The organism is Streptomyces sp. NBC_00525 (genome assembly GCF_036346595.1).
Lineage (GTDB): Bacteria > Actinomycetota > Actinomycetes > Streptomycetales > Streptomycetaceae > Streptomyces.
This window is the reverse complement of sequence record NZ_CP107835.1, coordinates 138,748-153,664: the sequence shown is the minus strand read 5'-3', so window position 1 is coordinate 153,664 and position 14,917 is coordinate 138,748. Positions and strand designations below refer to the sequence as shown.

Below are 14,917 nucleotides of genomic sequence, written 5' to 3'. Positions count from 1 at the left end.
CCCGGACGCCGGAAAAACAGCTAGGGCTGGAGCTCGCGGGCGGCGGACGACGACATGGGGCCGCCCTCCGAACGCTCGGTCTTGTGCCCCTTGCTGCCCGGTGCCAGCGTGCGTACGTCCACGGCCTCGGCGGGCGCGCCGCGCGCGTACAGGCCTTCGGGCTCGGTGTCCCGGTCGTGGGGGAGCAGCCAGAACACCCGGCGGCGGAAGGTGCCCGAGGAGCGGGACGGCTTGGCCTTCGGGCCGAGGAGGGCGTACCCGACCATTCTGCCGTCGCGGTGGTAGGCGGGCCGGCCCCGGCGGGTCGGGAGGCGGTCCAGGCTCTGGCGGACGTAGTCGAGCACGCTGATGTCCTCGAGCCACACGAGGTCCACCTCGTGGACGATCTCGTCCTCTGCGATGAGGGCGCTCATACTGTCTCCTCGTCCGCGAGCAGGCCGATGCCCGGGTAGTACTTGCGCTGGTTGGAAAAGATCATTTCCTTCGGTGATGCCAGCCCCACCACTTCGCGGATGTGCGCCGCGAAGGCCCTCGACGAAATCGCCGGAACGCCCTCATTCTGGCACCAGCGCTTGTAGGCCGCGTAGAGCTGGGCTTGTTCGGCCCGGAGCCCGGCGTCGAGCCGGCAGGTCTCGCCGACGAAGCGCCCGGTGTGGTCCTCGGTCTCCGCGTACACGGTCGTCGCGATACGGACGCGCTCGGGGCCCGACAGGTCCTTGTCGCCGCCGAGGTAGCGGCGGGCGCCCTCGATCAGCCAGTTGAGGATGCCCGGACCCTCCTGGGTGACCAGGATGTCCGCCAGGTTGTCGATCTTGCGATGGTCGGAGACGACCCGTTCGAACGGGATGAGACGCATCCGGCGCCAGAACGCGAAGCCGCCCGTGCCGACTTCGGGGCGGTGGTTGCCCAGCAGCCACATCTTGTGGGTGGGTTCGAAGCTGAAGAAGTCCTGCCGCATCCGGCGGGCCTTGATCCGGTCCCCGCCCGTCAGCAGCTTCACCCGCGCCTCGTCGAACCGGTCGCCCGGCTTGACCTCGCTGCACACGATGACCCGGCGGCCGTGCAGTTCGGCGAGGTCCGTGGGATGGCCCTCGTACGGGCGGGACATCAGGAAGCCGGGCGGCGCCGCGTCCGCGTAGTCCCGCAGCAGCTTCATCAGGACGTCCAGCAGGACCGACTTGCCGTTCTTGCCGGAGCCGAACAGGAAGGGCATCACCTGCCCGCCGACGTCCCCGGTGATGGAGTAGCCGAGCAGCAGCTGGAGGAAGGAGATCATCTCCTCGCCGTCCGGGCCCTCGCCGAAGGTGTCGGCCAGGAAGCGGTCCCAGCGCGGGGTGGGCATCGCCTGCGGGGCGGCGGAGGTGGAACGGGAGTGGAAGTCCCTGGTGGGCTCGGCCGGGCGGATGTGCCCGGTCCGCAGGTCCACCACACCCGCCGGGGTGCACAGGGCGTACGGATCGGCGTCCAGCAGCGCCGCGTTGAGCACCATGCCCGGCGCGGACTTGGCCTGGGTCAGCATCGCGTTCATCCCGCTGGTGCTGAGGGTGCGCCGGCGGTGCTGCTGGAGCGCGGCCTGGGTGAACAGGCCGCGCGGATCGGTGCCGGCCAGGGACTCCGCCAGATCGCCCGCCGACCACATCACCGTGTCGTCCTCGTCGAACTGCCAGCGGGTGCCGTCCCAGCGGAACCAGCCGATGCCCGGCACATGCCGGTAGTCGTTGCGGTAGAGCTTGACGAATAACTTGGCGTTGCCCCGGTCGGTGAGGGTGTCCGGCAGCAGCCCGTCCGCCGTCGCCTCGCCGTCCGCCGCCCGGTCCCGGGGCTCCGCGGGCGGGTAGGCGCCGTCCTGGCGGGGCAGGGCCACGGGCTGCGCGAGGATCTGCGCGGCCACCGCCTGCACGTCGAAGGAGGCGGCCGACGGCAGCACTCTCTCCTTGTCCACGCTCACGTGCGCCCCCCGAGAGCCAGTGGCCGGGTGCGGCCCGCGCTCAGCCCGCCCCTGATGACGGCCATGCAGCGCCCCCGCTGGCCGGGGCGGGCGGCTTCGGCGGCCTCCCGCAGGGCCCGTACGGCCTCGTCCTCCGTGAGGTGCCCGGCGGCGACCAGCCCGCCCGCCGTGTACGCGGCGCGGTTCAGCTTCTCGGAGAACGCGGCGCCCTCGGGCACCGCCGCGCAGGCGGCCACCTCCGCGAGGAGCCCCCTCAGCAGCCGTTCGCCCGACGCGGCGGGCCGGCCGCTCGCCGCGAGCACCGCCTGCCGGGCCCGAGGCGGCACCGGCCTGGGCCCCGGCGCGGGGGCGTTGGGCAGATGGCCGGTGCGCTGGAGTTCCCTGGCCAGCCAGGCGGGCAGCGGCGCCGGGGTGCGCACGGCGTCGACCGGGCGGTAGACCCCGGCCTCGGTGACGGTGCCGGGGGCGATGATGTAGCCGCCGTGCGCCCGGACGTCCACCTGCCAGGCAAGGGCCCGGCCGCTGCCCGAACCGGCCGAGCACTGCCAGCGGTGGCCGCCGTCGTTGCGGTACCAGACGTGCATGCCGCCCGACGGCGTACGCACCCGCAGCGTCGAGGCGTCGTCGGCCGGGCTGGTGGCGCCGCGTAGGGCGGCCAGCAGGCCCAGTGTGTGGAAGCCGTTGGCCAGGCCGGTCAGGTCGATCCCGGCGGAGATCCCGACCCCGGGCAACAGGCGGTTCCGGTGCGGGAGTTCGCGGGCGTGCGCGTCCACGTCGATGACCACCAGGCCCGCCGGGCCGGTGGCCACGCCGACCCCCAGATCTGGGCGTCCGCCCCACCACCGGCCGATCCGCTCGAAGTCGAGCGTCGCCGCGTGGAACCCGTGGCACCAGCGGCCCGCCCGGACGCAGCCGCAGCGGGCCCGGTCGTGGTCCGGGCCGCGGCATGCCTCGCAGTTGCCCACCGGTGTCTTGCGGCCCGGCGCAAGAGGATGAACCGGCCACCCCTGACGCGCGCACCACCATGCGGTCGTCAAGGGCTGCGAAGCGACCGGAGCAGCCCTCTTGAACTGCCGTGGGTCATCGCACGAGACCCGCAGTTCAGCTGCCATTCACTTCCCCCGTCAGCGACCGAAGCGACTCAACTCGCAAAATCAGATTAGCGAAACCATCGGGGGAGAAGAGGGACAAGCGCCAGAACAGATGTGCGCACCGGGAAGTGGGTCCAGCGACCCAGCGACCGGGCGTCGAGCGGCCCCCGGTCGCTGGGTCGCCCACCCGGTGGCCGTAAACCCCGCAGGTCAGCGCGGCGCTCCAGGCCGAACAGCGACCGAAGCGACTCAAGCTCGCTATATATGACGCGCACGCGCACACATGCCAATGGCTCCATATACCTGAGCCTTCGGTCGCTTCGGTCGCTGCGTGCCCGATTCGGGCGTGTGACCTGGTACTTCTCTTTCGGCCCGGCAGCGACCGAGAGCGCGCCCGGTCGCTGCCGCCCGGTCGCTGGGGGCGGAAATCCCTTCCGGCCCTCTCCAGCCCTTCACAACCGCGTTTCCAGCGCTTGCCTCCCGGCCCGCGAAACCCGTGCCGCATCCGAGGGGGAACGTGCCGGCCGGCGCGGGGGCCGGAAACCCGGCTCCGCCGCACGCGGCGACTGCGTGCGGCGGAGCACCGAGGTGATGTCACGTTCTGCCCGAGCGGGGCCTTCGGTCGCTTCGGTCGCTGACGGGCCCTCCTGTACGGCTCTGACCTGCCGGTTCCACGGCGAGCGGGGTAGCTACCCAAGGGGCTTCAGGCGTCCCCCCGCAGTGGGGAGATCAGCCCCTCTGATGAAAAACAGGATAACCGGTTTGTTTTTTGGTGAAGGAATAGCCGGCCGGCGGACCGGACCCTGGCGCCGTACCGCTCAGCCGACCGGGCCGGTGAGCACCGAGGTGAAGACGTCCTTGCCGTCCTGGCGGCCGGTGACTTCGAGCGTCACCATGTTGTGCGCCTCCCGCTCGACGCGGGTCACCTCGATCCAGCAGGGCCGGTCGAGCTCGGCGTACTGGTGGAAGTGGTTCGCGGCGGCGGCCGGGACGAACGAGTGGGGGGCCATCACCGCACAGGCCGCCTGGCGGGCCGCTTCGAGCAGGACCATGCCGGGGACGTGGTCGCCCTTGTGGTCGAAGAGGATCGGATGGTTGAGGTCCGGGGTGAGCAGCCAGCGCGGGCCGGAGCCGGACCCGGCGACGGCGGAGAGCACCACGTCCGTCAGGAAGGTGCGTCCCACCATCGACGGCGGCAGCAGGGTGCGGTCCGGATACGGCTCGGCGGCGACGGCCGGCTCGGCGGCGCGGGCCTGCCGTAACCGGTTGTAGACGGCCGGGGGGATCACGGAGATCTGGCCGGTGCCGTGCGCCATGGACCGGCCGCTGCGGCGGAGCGCGAACTCGAAGGCCATACGGCTGGCCACACCCCTGCGCCGGACGATCTCCGTACACCGGGTGTCGAGATCGAAGTCGGTGGGTCCGGCCTCGATGCGCAGGCCCGTGGTGTCCGTGGTGTAGGTGATGCTCGACATCACGAATTTGTGGCCGAGCGGTACTCCCAATTCCACGTGCGAGACGTAGATTCCTGCTTGGCGGAACGTTTCCGCCACCTGGAGCGGGTCGTGGCTCGCCCCGTCGAGACTCCGGAACATGGTGTGGGCTCGGGGCCATTGGCCGGTGAGCGAGAAGTTCACCCCGTCCTGGGTGTCGCAACCGGTGAGGAACACCTCGGCGACGGAGTCGCGGTGTACGTACTCCTTCGCGACGGTGGTGGTCAGCCGCAGTGCGGCCGGCGGTGCGGTTCGGGCTTCAGCAGTGGTGAGACTCACGGTGGCCCCCATCTTGAAACCTGCGTTCGGCGACGCCACTTAAGATACGGACCTACCGGTTTTTTTCAATCGGCCCAAAGGTAAAGGATTTACCAAGCGTTGACCAGTTTGCTTGAACATCCTCTTCCACTTCAAGGCTTCCGGTCGGTAACTTCCCTTCCAGTTACCGGGTAAATCGGTACATAAGTTATGTAGATCTTCACGATCTCGCGTGCGGAGGTGGGGGCCTTCGCAAAAACAAACCTTTCAGGCGGTTTCCTTTGGTGGGCCCGAGGTCTAGTCCTCCGAGAGGATGGCTGGAGAAACCAACTACTTCCGTGGCCTAGGCCCCCGGCATCTTTCGCCCGGAGGCAAAATGATCAGCCGGGCCCGGGGCGTTGCACGTCGCAGTGCTAAACCAACCAGCCGTGCGGTTTACTTGGGTCAGTAGGGGTCAGCAGGAGAATCCAGGGTGAATCGGACGGCGGTACGTCGGGCCCGCGCCCCGCCAGGAGGAGGACATGATGGTCAAGCAGGCGCGAGCGGCTGTGACACGTCAAGCTCTCATCTCGGCTGCCGCGGAGGTCTTCGGTGCCGACGGGTATGCGTTGGCAACGCTGCCGACGATCAGCGGCCGGGCGGGGGTGAGTTCGGGTGCCCTGCACTTCCACTTCCCCAACAAGGAGGCCCTGGCCTCCGCAGTGGAGAGTGCCGCCGCCGAGTCCGCCCTCGCCCTGACCGAGGAGAGCGCGGAGGCCGTCAAGGGCGGCTGGCTCCAGCGGCTCGTCGCGGCTGTCCGCCGGCTGATGGACGCCGTCGTCGACGACCCGGTCGTGCGCGCGGGCTTCCGCCTGAGTGGCGACCCCTCCCGCAAGAGCGAGGCCAGACTGCACGACTGGTGGTACGAGTGGGTGCGCAACGCCCTCGCGCAGGCGCGCAGTAACGGGGAGCTGGCCGAGGACGTCTCGGCCGAGGACGCGGCAGTGGTCATCGTCGCGGCGACGCTCGGGTTGGAGACCCTCGGCGCGGCCGACCCGGACTGGCGGTCCGCGGAACGAGTGTCCCAGCTGTGGTCGTTCGCGCTCCCGCGACTCAGCCGCGCGGACTAGGGCCCGCCCGACCCCGATCCGCCGGACAGGCCCCGGCGGGCCCGTGCGCGGTCCGTCCGGCTCCGGGCGTCGTCCGTCCGGCTCTGGTCGCCCGGATCGGAGAAAACAATCCGCGTGGTCTGCTTATGGGGCCGCGTCCGGCAGGCCGGCGAGGGTGAAACGCCCGCCTGGATGCCCAACTTTGATGCATTCAGCACCTTTTGAGTGTCCGTTCTCAAGGCTCGCTGGTGCTGTGAACCAGGGAGGCGAGTGGTTTGGTTGGGCATTGACATACCGCCTGCGCTGTTTTTAAATCGGTGTGTCAGCAACAGTTCCGGGCTGTCCGAGGCAGCCGGGAGATGACGGGGAGACGGCGTGGACATCGACGTACTCGGCACGCTTTCCGTGCGGGAAATGGGCACCTCGATCGCACCGACCGCGCCCAAACCCAGGCAGGTGCTCGCCCTGCTGGCGCTGCACGCCGACGAGGTGGTACCGGTCGGCACCCTCATCGAGGAGCTGTGGGGGAGCGAGCCGCCCCGCAGCGCCCGCCCCACCCTGCAGACCTACATCCTGCAACTGCGCGAACTGATCACCGTCGCGCTCGAACGGGACGGCGACGAGACCCGTACCGCCAAGGACGTGCTGCTCACCGTCCCCAGCGGCTACTTACTCAAGGGCGGCGAAGGCACCCACGACGTCCGGGAGTTCGAGCGCCTGGCCGGGATGGGCTACCGGGCCATGGACGCCGAGAACTTTCCCGAGGGCGCGCGGCTGCTGCGCCAGGCCCTCGCCCTGTGGAGCGGACCGGCGCTCGCCGACGTCCACACCGGGCCCCACCTGGAGACCCAGCTCAAGCGGCTGGAGGAGAGCCGGCTCTGCGCGCTGGACCAGCGCATCGAGGCCGATCTCAGGCTCGGCCGCCACCGCGAACTGCTCTCCGAACTGACCGTCCTGCTCAGCCGCTACTCCACCCACGAGAGCCTGTGCGGCCAGTACATGCTGGCCCTCTACCGCTCCGGGCGGCGCGGCGAGGCGCTGGACGCCTACCAGCGACTGCGCTCCACACTGGTGCGCACCCTGGGCCTCGAACCCTCGCCCGCGCTGGCCAAGTTGCAGCGCTCCATCCTCCTGGCCCGCCCCGAGGGCATGGCGGGCGCCGGCGGAGCCCGGCTCGCCGAGATCGGCTGACCGGCCGGCCGGACGGACGTCTCCGGCCGGCCCGTACGCCTACCGGCCGGCCCCGCCCGTCCGGAACGACAGCAGCCGGTCCACCAGCCCGTCGATGTACTCCGGCGTGAGCCCGTCCATGCCGAACAGGACGCGGATGTACATCGGGGCCAGCACATGGTCCAGGACCTCGAACGCCTCCGGGGCGTCCTCGCCGCGTTCGCCCGCCCGGTCGAGCACGGACTGCAACTGGCGGGTCCGTTCGGTGCGGAGGGCTTCCCCCGCCTGTTCGCCCTGTTCGCCCGTGCCGGTCAGCGCGACGGCCAGATGCAGCACCGCCGGGCCGTCCGGGCCGGTGATCTCGCGGGCCACCTGGGCCGCGTACGTACGCAGGTCGCCGGCCAGGGTGCCGGTGTCGGGCATCGGTGACCGGGCGTTGAGGCGGCTCAGCGCGACCTCGCCGAGCAGGGCCTCCAGGTTGCCCCACCGGCGGTAGACGCTGCTGTCGGCCACACCCGCGCGAGCCGCGACGTCGCCGACCGTGAAGTTGCCGTAACCACGCTCGCCGATCAGGTCCGTGACGGCCCGATGCACCTGCGCGGCGACGCGCGCACTGCGCCCGCCGGGCCGCCGGGCCGACTGCTTCTCACTCATGCCACCACCTTAACGCAGCTTGCGCTTGCGTTTACGGGGCATCCTTCCGTACAGTCCGCTAACGCAGCCAACAACTGCGTTAGCGGCGCCTCCGGGCGCACCCACGACGGAGAGGAACCCCATGGCAGCCTCGTCTGCGGCCGTAGGCAGCCGCCCCCACCGGGGCGTGCTGCTCACGGTGACCTGCCTGGGCCAGTTCATGGTCCTGCTCGACAACACGATCGTCGGAGCCGCGCTGCCCGACATGCGGCACCGGCTGCACACCGGGCTCACCGGTCTGCAGTGGATCGTCGACGCCTATGTGCTGCTGGTCGCGATGCTGCTGCTGTCCGGCGGTGTGTTCGCCGACCGGTTCGGCCGCAAGCGGGTGTTCCTGACCGGTGTCGCGGTGTTCACCGGGGCGTCGGCGCTGTGCGCCCTCGCGCCCTCGCTCGGCTGGCTGATCGCCGGCCGGGCGCTCCAGGGCATCGGGGCCGCCGCCCTGAGCCCCGCCTCGCTCGCCCTGCTCGCCGCCGCCCATCCCGCGCCGCAGGACCGGGTGAAGGCGATCGGGCTGTGGGCCGGGCTGAGCGGCATCGGGCTGGCCGCCGGCCCCGTGGCCGGGGGAGTGCTGACCGACGCCTTCGGCTGGCCCGCCATCTTCCTGGTCAACGTGCCCATCGGCGTGGCCCTGCTGCTGGCCGGGCTGCGCGGCCTCGACGAGAGCCGCAACCCCGGCGCACCCGCGATCGACGTACCGGGCACGGTGCTGTCCGTCCTGGCGGTGGGGGCGCTGACCTACGGGCTGATCGAGGGCGGCGCACGCGGCTGGACCTCGCCGCCGATCCTGGGCGCCTTCGCCGCCGGGGCGGTCCTGCTCGCCGCGTTCCTGGCCGTCGAGGCGTGCCGGGAGGCGCCGATGCTGCCGCTGCGGCTGTTCCGGGAGCGCCTGTTCACCGTGTCCAACACCGCGATGGTGGTGGTCGGGTTCGCGCTCATGGGTTCGTCGTTCTTCTTCTCCCAGTTCTTCGTGTACGTCCAGGGCAGTTCGCTCCTGGCCGCCGGGGTGCGGACCCTGCCGCTCTCGCTCGCGATGGTGGTCGTCAGCCCGCACGCGGGCCGGCTCGCCGCCCGGTACGGCTTCCGTCCCGTGGTCACCGCCGGGCTGGTCCTGGCCGGGCTGGGCCTGGTGGCGCTCGGCGCGGTCCACGCCGACACCGGCTACGGGAACGTGTGGTGGCGCCTCGCGCTCGCCGGTACCGGCTTCGCCCTGACGATGTCGCCGCTGACGGGGGCCGCCATCCAGTCCGCCGCTCCGCAGGAGGGCGGCCTCGCGTCGGGCATCAGCGGCACCACCCGGCAGATCGGCGCGGTGCTCGGGGTCGCGGTGCTGGGCGGCGTCGTCCGCGCCCGCCAGTCCGCCGGCGCCTCCTTCGGCAGCGGCCTGGACACCGCGTTCACCGCGGCCGGCGTCCTCACTCTGGCCACCGCCGTACTCACCGGCCTCTGGCTGACGAGGTCCACACCGGCGCAGAACCCGCCCGCCCCGCAACGCGCGGCCGACCCCGCCCCGGCCGAGGCATCGACGCCGTAACCAGCCCCGACCCCACGGGCCCCTACACCCACCCCCCTTCACCCACAGCGGTCGCCCGTACGGCGGCCGGAGAGAGGATGTGCCATGAAATTCGCCCTTGTGATCTTCGAGACGGACGCGTCGCGCCGCCGGATCGAGGCCGACCGGGCCGCGTACCGCAAGGAGTACGAAGGCTGGATCGGCGGCCTCGCGGCAGCGGGGAAGCTCGTCGGCGGCGAGGCGCTGGAGACCGAGAGCCTCGCGCCCGCGACCGTACGCACGACGGCCGACGGGACGACGACGGTGAGCGACGGGCCCGCGCTGCCCGGCGAGGAGACCCTCGGAGGCTGGTTCCTCGTGGAGGTCGCCGACCGTGCGGAGGCCGTGGAACTGGCCCGGAGCCTGCCCACCCCGGAGACGGTCGAGGTCCGTCCGGTGCTCGAATCGGCCTGAGCGGCGGGACGTTCGCGGCGGGCTTGACCCCAAGCGGACTTGAGGTCGCAGGATTCCCGGCATGGATACCGAATCACCGGCCCACGCCGAAGACATCGAAGCGATTCACCAGGTCGTCGCCACCGTCCAGCGCTCCCAGGCGCGCAAGGACCCCGACGAGTTCCTGTCCCTCTTCCACCCCGACGCCATCTGGACCACGGGCCACGGCAAGGTCCTCATCGGCCTCGACGCGATCTCCGCGTTCACCCGGGTGGTGCTGCCGGCGTCCCAGTGGGACGGCAAGGTCACCTACGAGGTGGCGCACGTCCACTTCATCCGCCCGGACGTGGCGGCGGTCAAGGTCCGCCAGCGCTATGTGACCCCGGACGAGGAGAGCGAGGGCACTCCGCTCTATGTGATGAGCAAGGACGCGGACGGGCGCTGGCTGCTGACCGCCTGCCAGAACACGGAGGTCATCACGGGCTGACATCGCGCACGGGGTCCGCCGGAACGGTTGCGTTTCCGGCGGGCCGGCGCCCGTGCTGCCGGGGGAGCAGCAGCGGGGTGGCCAGGATGAGCAGCCCGGCGACCGCGAGGGCCGTGCGCGGGCCGGTGACCCCGGCGAGCAGCCCGGCGAGCGCGGTGAGGACGGCGACGGCCGCCTGCTGGCCGATCGTCCAGGCCGTCAGCGTGCGGGCGACGAGATGATGGGGCGTGTGTTCCAGCCGGTACGTGGACAGCACGGGCCCGTACAGGCTCATGTTGACGATGATGGCCAGCTCGACCGCCATCACCGTGACCAGCCCGACGACGCCCGGCCGCACCAGGACCAGCCCGATCAGCCAGACCGCGCGCAGGGTGCCCACGGTCCGGAAGACCCGGTCGCGGCCGTGCCGGGCGACGACCCGGCGGGCCAGCCGGGAGCCGATGAGCCCGCCCAGGCACGGCGCGGCGAAGGCGAGACCGTACTGCCAGGGCGGGAAGCCGAGTTCGCGCAGCAGAAGCACGGCGAGCAGCGGTTCGGTGGCCATGATCAGACCGGCGACGAGCACCTGGTTGAGGTAGAGCGCCCGCAGCACCGGATGGCCCAGGATGTGCCGCCAGCCGGCCAGCAGCGCCCCCGCGCGCAGCGGACTCTGCCCGGCAGGTTCCGGCGCCGCCTCCCTGCCCCCGATCGCGGCGATGCCGAGCGCGGAGAGCAGATAGCTGAGGGCGTCGGCCAGCACGGTGGTGACCGGCCCGAACACCCCGATCGCCGCGCCGCCCAGCGGCGGGCCCACCGCGATGGAGCTCCAGCTCGTCGACTCGAAGCAGGCGTTGGCGACGAGCAGGTCCTCCGGCCGGACGAGCGCCTTCAGGAACGCGCCGCTCGCCGCGCCGAACGCGATCTTCGCCGCCGCGATCACCGCCGAGACCACCAGCAGCTGAGCGAGCCCCAGCACCCCGAAGGCGTACGCCACCGGCACCGACGCCATGGCCGTGAACCGGACCAGGTCCGTTCCGATCATCACCGGCCGCTTGCGCCGGAACTCCACCCACGGCGCGAGCGGCACCGCGATCAGCGCCCCCACCGCGGGCCCTGCGGCGGACAGCGCGGACACCTCGGCGGGCCCGGCGTCCAGCACCAGGACGGCGATCAGCGGCAGCGCCCCGAACCCCAGCCCCGACCCGTACGCGCTCACCGCGTACGACGCCCACAGCCATCCGAAACGCCGCCCCAGCCGTCTCCCGCCCACCATGCGCAGCGCGCTCCTCGCACCCTCGACCGAACAATCCGAACAACCCGTCAGTGTCCGGAGCGAGCCAACCGGGCGGTACGAGCGCAGGTCAAACAACCGATCCGGCGGTCCGGGACAACCAATGGTTGTACGTGGAGGTGTGCGCCCGCGAGAGGAATCAGGCGGCCGGGAGCGGGGGCTCGGTCCGGTCGACCGCGTCGAGCACGGAGGCGAGCAGGCCGGGGAAACGGGCGTCGAGTTCCGTCCTGCGCAGCGTGTTGAGGCGGGAGTTGCCGGGGGCTGTCTCCTGGCGGATGATCCCGGCCTCGCGCAACACCTTGAAGTGCGCGGACAGGGTCGACTTGCTCAGGTTGATGCCGAAGGTGCCGCACGGCTTGCCGCCGGCCGCGGCGAGGGTCCGCACGATCTGCATACGGGCCGGTTCGGCCAGCGCGTGGAGCACGGCATAGATGTTGATGTCCTCGGCACGGGGGTGCTGGAGCGGCTTCACGGCAGCGGTTCTCCCAGTTCGGAACGGTGTGCGCGGCGGGCGAGTATTCGTCGGTTGGCGAATACCTGTTGACCGGCTCCCGGTCAGATGTATACGTTAACCCGCGTGTTCGCCAAAGAGCGAACACGCGAACAGTCCGATGGGCTCGCACCCGTCCGTGCCGCACCGCTGGGAGACCTCATGGCCGAGATGAAGACCGCCGCCGCAGCCGCCGGGGGGCTGGTCACCGCCCTCGCCTTCGGCGGCATGTTCGCCGTCGCCAAATCCGCCTTCGTCCATGTGGACCCCTTCCACCTCACCCTGGCCCGCTTCGCCCTCGGCTCCGCGATCTTCGTGCTCGCCCTGCTGGCCGTCGAAGGCCGCGCCGCGCTGCGCACCGACGGCAGGCTGCTGAGGCTCTGGGGGCTCGGCTCGCTCGGCTTCGCGGCCTTCAACCTGCTCACCTATGTCGGCCTCCAGTCCACCCCGGCCCCCACCGCCTCGCTGATCATGGCCGCGATGCCCGCCATCACCGTCATCGTGATGTGGACCCGCACCGGGAAGCGGCCCACCGGCGTCACCCTCGGCCTCGTCCTGCTCGCCCTGACCGGCGTCGCCATGGTCCTGGGCAACGGCAACCCGCTCGCCGTCTTCACCGGCGGCATCGGCGCCGGCGGGCTCGTCATCCTGGCCGGCGTCATCGGCTGGGTCGTCTACACGACCGGCGCCGCCGGCTTCCCGTCCTTCTCCGTCCTGCGCTACACCGCTCTCACCAGCGTCCTGGGCACCCTCACCATCGCCGCCGTCACCCTCACCGCCGGGTTCGCGGGCTGGATACCCACCCCGTCCGCCGCCGACTACGCGGCCGGCTGGTGGCAGATCCTCTACATGGCCGTGCCCGCCACCGCCGTCGCGATCCTCGCCTTCAACCACGCCACCCGCACCCTGGGCCCCGCCAACGGCGTCCTGTTCATCAACCTCGTCCCCCTCACCGCCTTCGCCATCGAAGCGGTACGGGGCCACCGGCCCACCGCGGCCGAACTCGCGGGCGTCGCCCTCACCCTCGCCGCGGTCATCGCCAACAACCTCTACGGCCGCCGCGCCGCCGGCCGCGCCCCCGCCGCGGCGCCGACCGGAAAGACCCTGACCACGGCGGCGTGAGACCGGGACGGGGAAGGGCGAGCGCCGCCGCGGGGATATGTCGGACGCCCCTAGGGTGGCCGATGTGGACCTTCAAGCCGTACGCACCTTTGTCGCCGTCGCCGAGGCGGGGCAGTTCCAGAAGGCGGCCGTCGACCTGGCGGTCACCCAGCAAGCCGTCTCCAAGCGGATCGCCGCGCTGGAACAGACCCTCGGCGTACGGCTGTTCACGCGCGCCCCGCGTGGCGCGGAGCTGACCATCGACGGCCGGGCGTTCCTGCCCCACGCGCGCGAACTGCTGCGCGCGGCCGAGCGGGCGGGCGCGTCCGTCCGCCCCGGCCGGCGACCGCTGCGGGTCGACGTCATCGCCTCGCGCAGCGCCCAGTCGGGCGTGATGCGCGGCTTCCACCGCGCGCACCCCGAGGTCGAACTGGACGTGCTGATGCTCCCCGGCATCGACACGGCGGTCGCCGCCCTCCGCTCCGGCGAACTCGACGCCACCTTCCGCGCGGTCGCCGCGCCCGGCCGGCCGCTGCCCGACGACATCGAGGCCACCCGCGTCCTCGACGAACCCCTCCAGCTGCTGACCGGCCCGGCCCACGCGCTGGCCGACGCCCCGTCGGTCACCCTCGCCGGACTCGTCGGGCACCGCATCTGGATGCCCGGCATCGCCCCCGGCACCGAGTGGGGCGCCTACTACGACGACCTGGTCGCCGAGTTCGGGCTCACCATCGAGGCGACCGGCCCCAACTTCGGCTCGGACGCGCTGCTGGACACCATCGCGGACACCCCGGCCCTGGCGACCTTCATGGGCGAGCACTCCCGCCTCATCTGGCCCGCCGGCCACGGGCTGCGCCGTATCCCGGTGACCGCGCCGACGCCGGTCTACCCGCACTCCCTCCTCCACCACCACGACAACCCGCACCCGGCGCTGGGCACGTTGCGCGCGTACTTGTCGGCCGCGGTGAGCCCGGCGGACCCGGCGGGGACGTGGGTGCCGGGGTGGGCCGGCCCTCTGCCCAAAAATGGTTGAGCGTGCAATGATCTCGGGCGGTCGTACCGATCGGTCCCCGGCGCCCACCGGCACAGGGCGTCCCCGTACCCAGAAGGCGGTCGTATGCTCCCCCGCAACGCAAAGCTCCGTACCGTCGCCGCGACGGCGACCATGACAGCCGCGCTGGCCGGCCTCGCCGTCCTCGGCACCGGCACGGCGAACGCCGCCGGCTGGCCGCCCCTGCAGCCGGGCGCCGCCCTCTACACGGGCGCCAACGGCACGGGCACCGTCCTCAACCCCGACCTCGGCGACCTCGGCACCTGCCACACCACCGCCGAACCGGTCCGCTCGATCCAGATCGTCAACGGCTCCGCGTCGGTCCTGCTCTACTCCGGCGCCGACTGCACGGGCAACACCTGGGCCAGCGGCACCCTGACCCAGAGCAACCTCCCCCAGACGAAACTGAGCTACCGCGTCGTCACGGCCTGGTAATCGCGCCCCTGCCACACCGGCCCGCGCGCGGGCGGCACCGGCCGGCCGGAAGGTAGCGTGGTTGTCCCGGTCGGCCAATCAAGTGGCCGTGGTTTCCACGGAGATGGAGTGTTCCGCGTGACCTCGACGGCGTCCCCCAGCACGACCACCGAGGCCACCTGGGCCCTGCCACTGCTGGTGCTCGCACCGCTTGCGGCGATCAACCTGCTCACGGAACCCTCCACTCCGTGGCTCGTCATTTCCTGGACCCTGTGGGCTGTCGCGGCCCTTCTTGTTGCGGTCGGCTGGATATCCGTCATCCGCCACGGGATGCGGGGAGCGGGTGCCTGGGGGACGTGCGCGCTGGTGCACGCTGCGGGCGTCTGGCAGCTGGTGGCCGTCCTTCGCGCCTGACACC

At 71.7% G+C, this 14,917-nt stretch carries 16 protein-coding genes; 9 read left to right on the top strand and 7 right to left on the bottom strand.

The genetic code is table 11. From position 1 onward, the window contains the following. Positions 1 to 20: 20 nt before the first annotated feature. The 4 genes from OG710_RS30540 to OG710_RS30525 form a co-directional block, all read right to left on the bottom strand. The gene (locus tag OG710_RS30540; RefSeq protein ID WP_111339878.1) at positions 21 to 413 is read right to left on the bottom strand and encodes a DUF6009 family protein; all 393 of its coding nucleotides are present in this window, start codon (positions 411 to 413) and stop codon (positions 21 to 23) included. Further along, entirely contained in the window at positions 410 to 1,927 is a 1,518-nt protein-coding gene (locus OG710_RS30535; protein ID WP_330242635.1) for a DNA primase family protein, read from the bottom strand. The genes OG710_RS30540 and OG710_RS30535 overlap by 4 nt, the downstream gene beginning before the upstream one ends. Before the next feature lie 17 nt (positions 1,928 to 1,944). Beyond that, positions 1,945 to 3,060: a bifunctional DNA primase/polymerase gene (locus OG710_RS30530; RefSeq protein WP_330242517.1), complete on the bottom strand. Its 1,116-nt coding sequence runs from the start codon at positions 3,058 to 3,060 to the stop codon at positions 1,945 to 1,947. Between the two features lie 797 nt (positions 3,061 to 3,857). Continuing rightward, positions 3,858 to 4,811: a ScbA/BarX family gamma-butyrolactone biosynthesis protein gene (locus OG710_RS30525; protein ID WP_330242516.1), complete on the bottom strand. Its 954-nt coding sequence runs from the start codon at positions 4,809 to 4,811 to the stop codon at positions 3,858 to 3,860. A gap of 500 nt (positions 4,812 to 5,311) precedes the next feature. Between OG710_RS30525 and OG710_RS30520 the strand changes: the two genes are divergently transcribed. Both OG710_RS30520 and OG710_RS30515 read left to right on the top strand, forming a co-directional pair. Beyond that, on the top strand, positions 5,312 to 5,899 hold the full coding sequence (locus OG710_RS30520; protein ID WP_330242515.1) for a ScbR family autoregulator-binding transcription factor: 588 nt from the start codon (positions 5,312 to 5,314) through the stop codon (positions 5,897 to 5,899). 354 nt (positions 5,900 to 6,253) lie between these two features. Continuing rightward, positions 6,254 to 7,069, top strand: a complete 816-nt coding sequence (locus OG710_RS30515) for an AfsR/SARP family transcriptional regulator (protein ID WP_330242514.1) — start codon at positions 6,254 to 6,256, stop codon at positions 7,067 to 7,069. Between the two features lie 39 nt (positions 7,070 to 7,108). Here OG710_RS30515 and OG710_RS30510 read toward each other — a convergent pair whose 3' ends face one another. Further along, entirely contained in the window at positions 7,109 to 7,702 is a 594-nt protein-coding gene (locus tag OG710_RS30510; protein WP_330242513.1) for a TetR/AcrR family transcriptional regulator, read from the bottom strand. 121 nt (positions 7,703 to 7,823) lie between these two features. Here OG710_RS30510 and OG710_RS30505 point away from each other — a divergent pair, with 121 nt between their 5' ends. From OG710_RS30505 to OG710_RS30495, 3 genes are all read left to right on the top strand, one after another. Beyond that, on the top strand, positions 7,824 to 9,275 hold the full coding sequence (locus OG710_RS30505) for an MFS transporter (protein ID WP_330242512.1): 1,452 nt from the start codon (positions 7,824 to 7,826) through the stop codon (positions 9,273 to 9,275). A gap of 84 nt (positions 9,276 to 9,359) precedes the next feature. Continuing rightward, complete coding sequence (locus OG710_RS30500) at positions 9,360 to 9,707, top strand: YciI family protein (protein WP_330242511.1); 348 nt, start codon at positions 9,360 to 9,362, stop codon at positions 9,705 to 9,707. 61 nt (positions 9,708 to 9,768) lie between these two features. Continuing rightward, the gene (locus OG710_RS30495; RefSeq protein ID WP_330242510.1) at positions 9,769 to 10,173 is read left to right on the top strand and encodes an SgcJ/EcaC family oxidoreductase; all 405 of its coding nucleotides are present in this window, start codon (positions 9,769 to 9,771) and stop codon (positions 10,171 to 10,173) included. On the opposite strand, the gene OG710_RS30490 is transcribed toward OG710_RS30495, so the two are convergent. Continuing rightward, the gene (locus tag OG710_RS30490) at positions 10,163 to 11,425 is read right to left on the bottom strand and encodes an MFS transporter (RefSeq protein WP_330242509.1); all 1,263 of its coding nucleotides are present in this window, start codon (positions 11,423 to 11,425) and stop codon (positions 10,163 to 10,165) included. The two genes, OG710_RS30495 and OG710_RS30490, sit on opposite strands and share 11 nt — an antisense overlap. A gap of 157 nt (positions 11,426 to 11,582) precedes the next feature. Further along, positions 11,583 to 11,915, bottom strand: a complete 333-nt coding sequence (locus OG710_RS30485) for an ArsR/SmtB family transcription factor (protein WP_330242508.1) — start codon at positions 11,913 to 11,915, stop codon at positions 11,583 to 11,585. A 180-nt stretch (positions 11,916 to 12,095) separates the two neighbouring features. Between OG710_RS30485 and OG710_RS30480 the strand changes: the two genes are divergently transcribed. The 4 genes from OG710_RS30480 to OG710_RS30465 all read left to right on the top strand — a co-directional run bounded on the left by OG710_RS30480 (position 12,096) and on the right by OG710_RS30465 (position 14,913). Continuing rightward, positions 12,096 to 13,055, top strand: coding sequence for a DMT family transporter (locus OG710_RS30480; RefSeq protein ID WP_330242507.1), 960 nt, complete (start codon positions 12,096 to 12,098; stop codon positions 13,053 to 13,055). Positions 13,056 to 13,119: 64 nt separating this feature from the next. After that, positions 13,120 to 14,067: a LysR family transcriptional regulator gene (locus OG710_RS30475; RefSeq protein WP_330242506.1), complete on the top strand. Its 948-nt coding sequence runs from the start codon at positions 13,120 to 13,122 to the stop codon at positions 14,065 to 14,067. An 84-nt stretch (positions 14,068 to 14,151) separates the two neighbouring features. Then, positions 14,152 to 14,520, top strand: a complete 369-nt coding sequence (locus OG710_RS30470) for a hypothetical protein (protein WP_330242505.1) — start codon at positions 14,152 to 14,154, stop codon at positions 14,518 to 14,520. A 117-nt stretch (positions 14,521 to 14,637) separates the two neighbouring features. Next, positions 14,638 to 14,913, top strand: a complete 276-nt coding sequence (locus OG710_RS30465) for a hypothetical protein (RefSeq protein WP_330242504.1) — start codon at positions 14,638 to 14,640, stop codon at positions 14,911 to 14,913. The last annotated feature ends 4 nt before the right edge of the window (positions 14,914 to 14,917 follow it).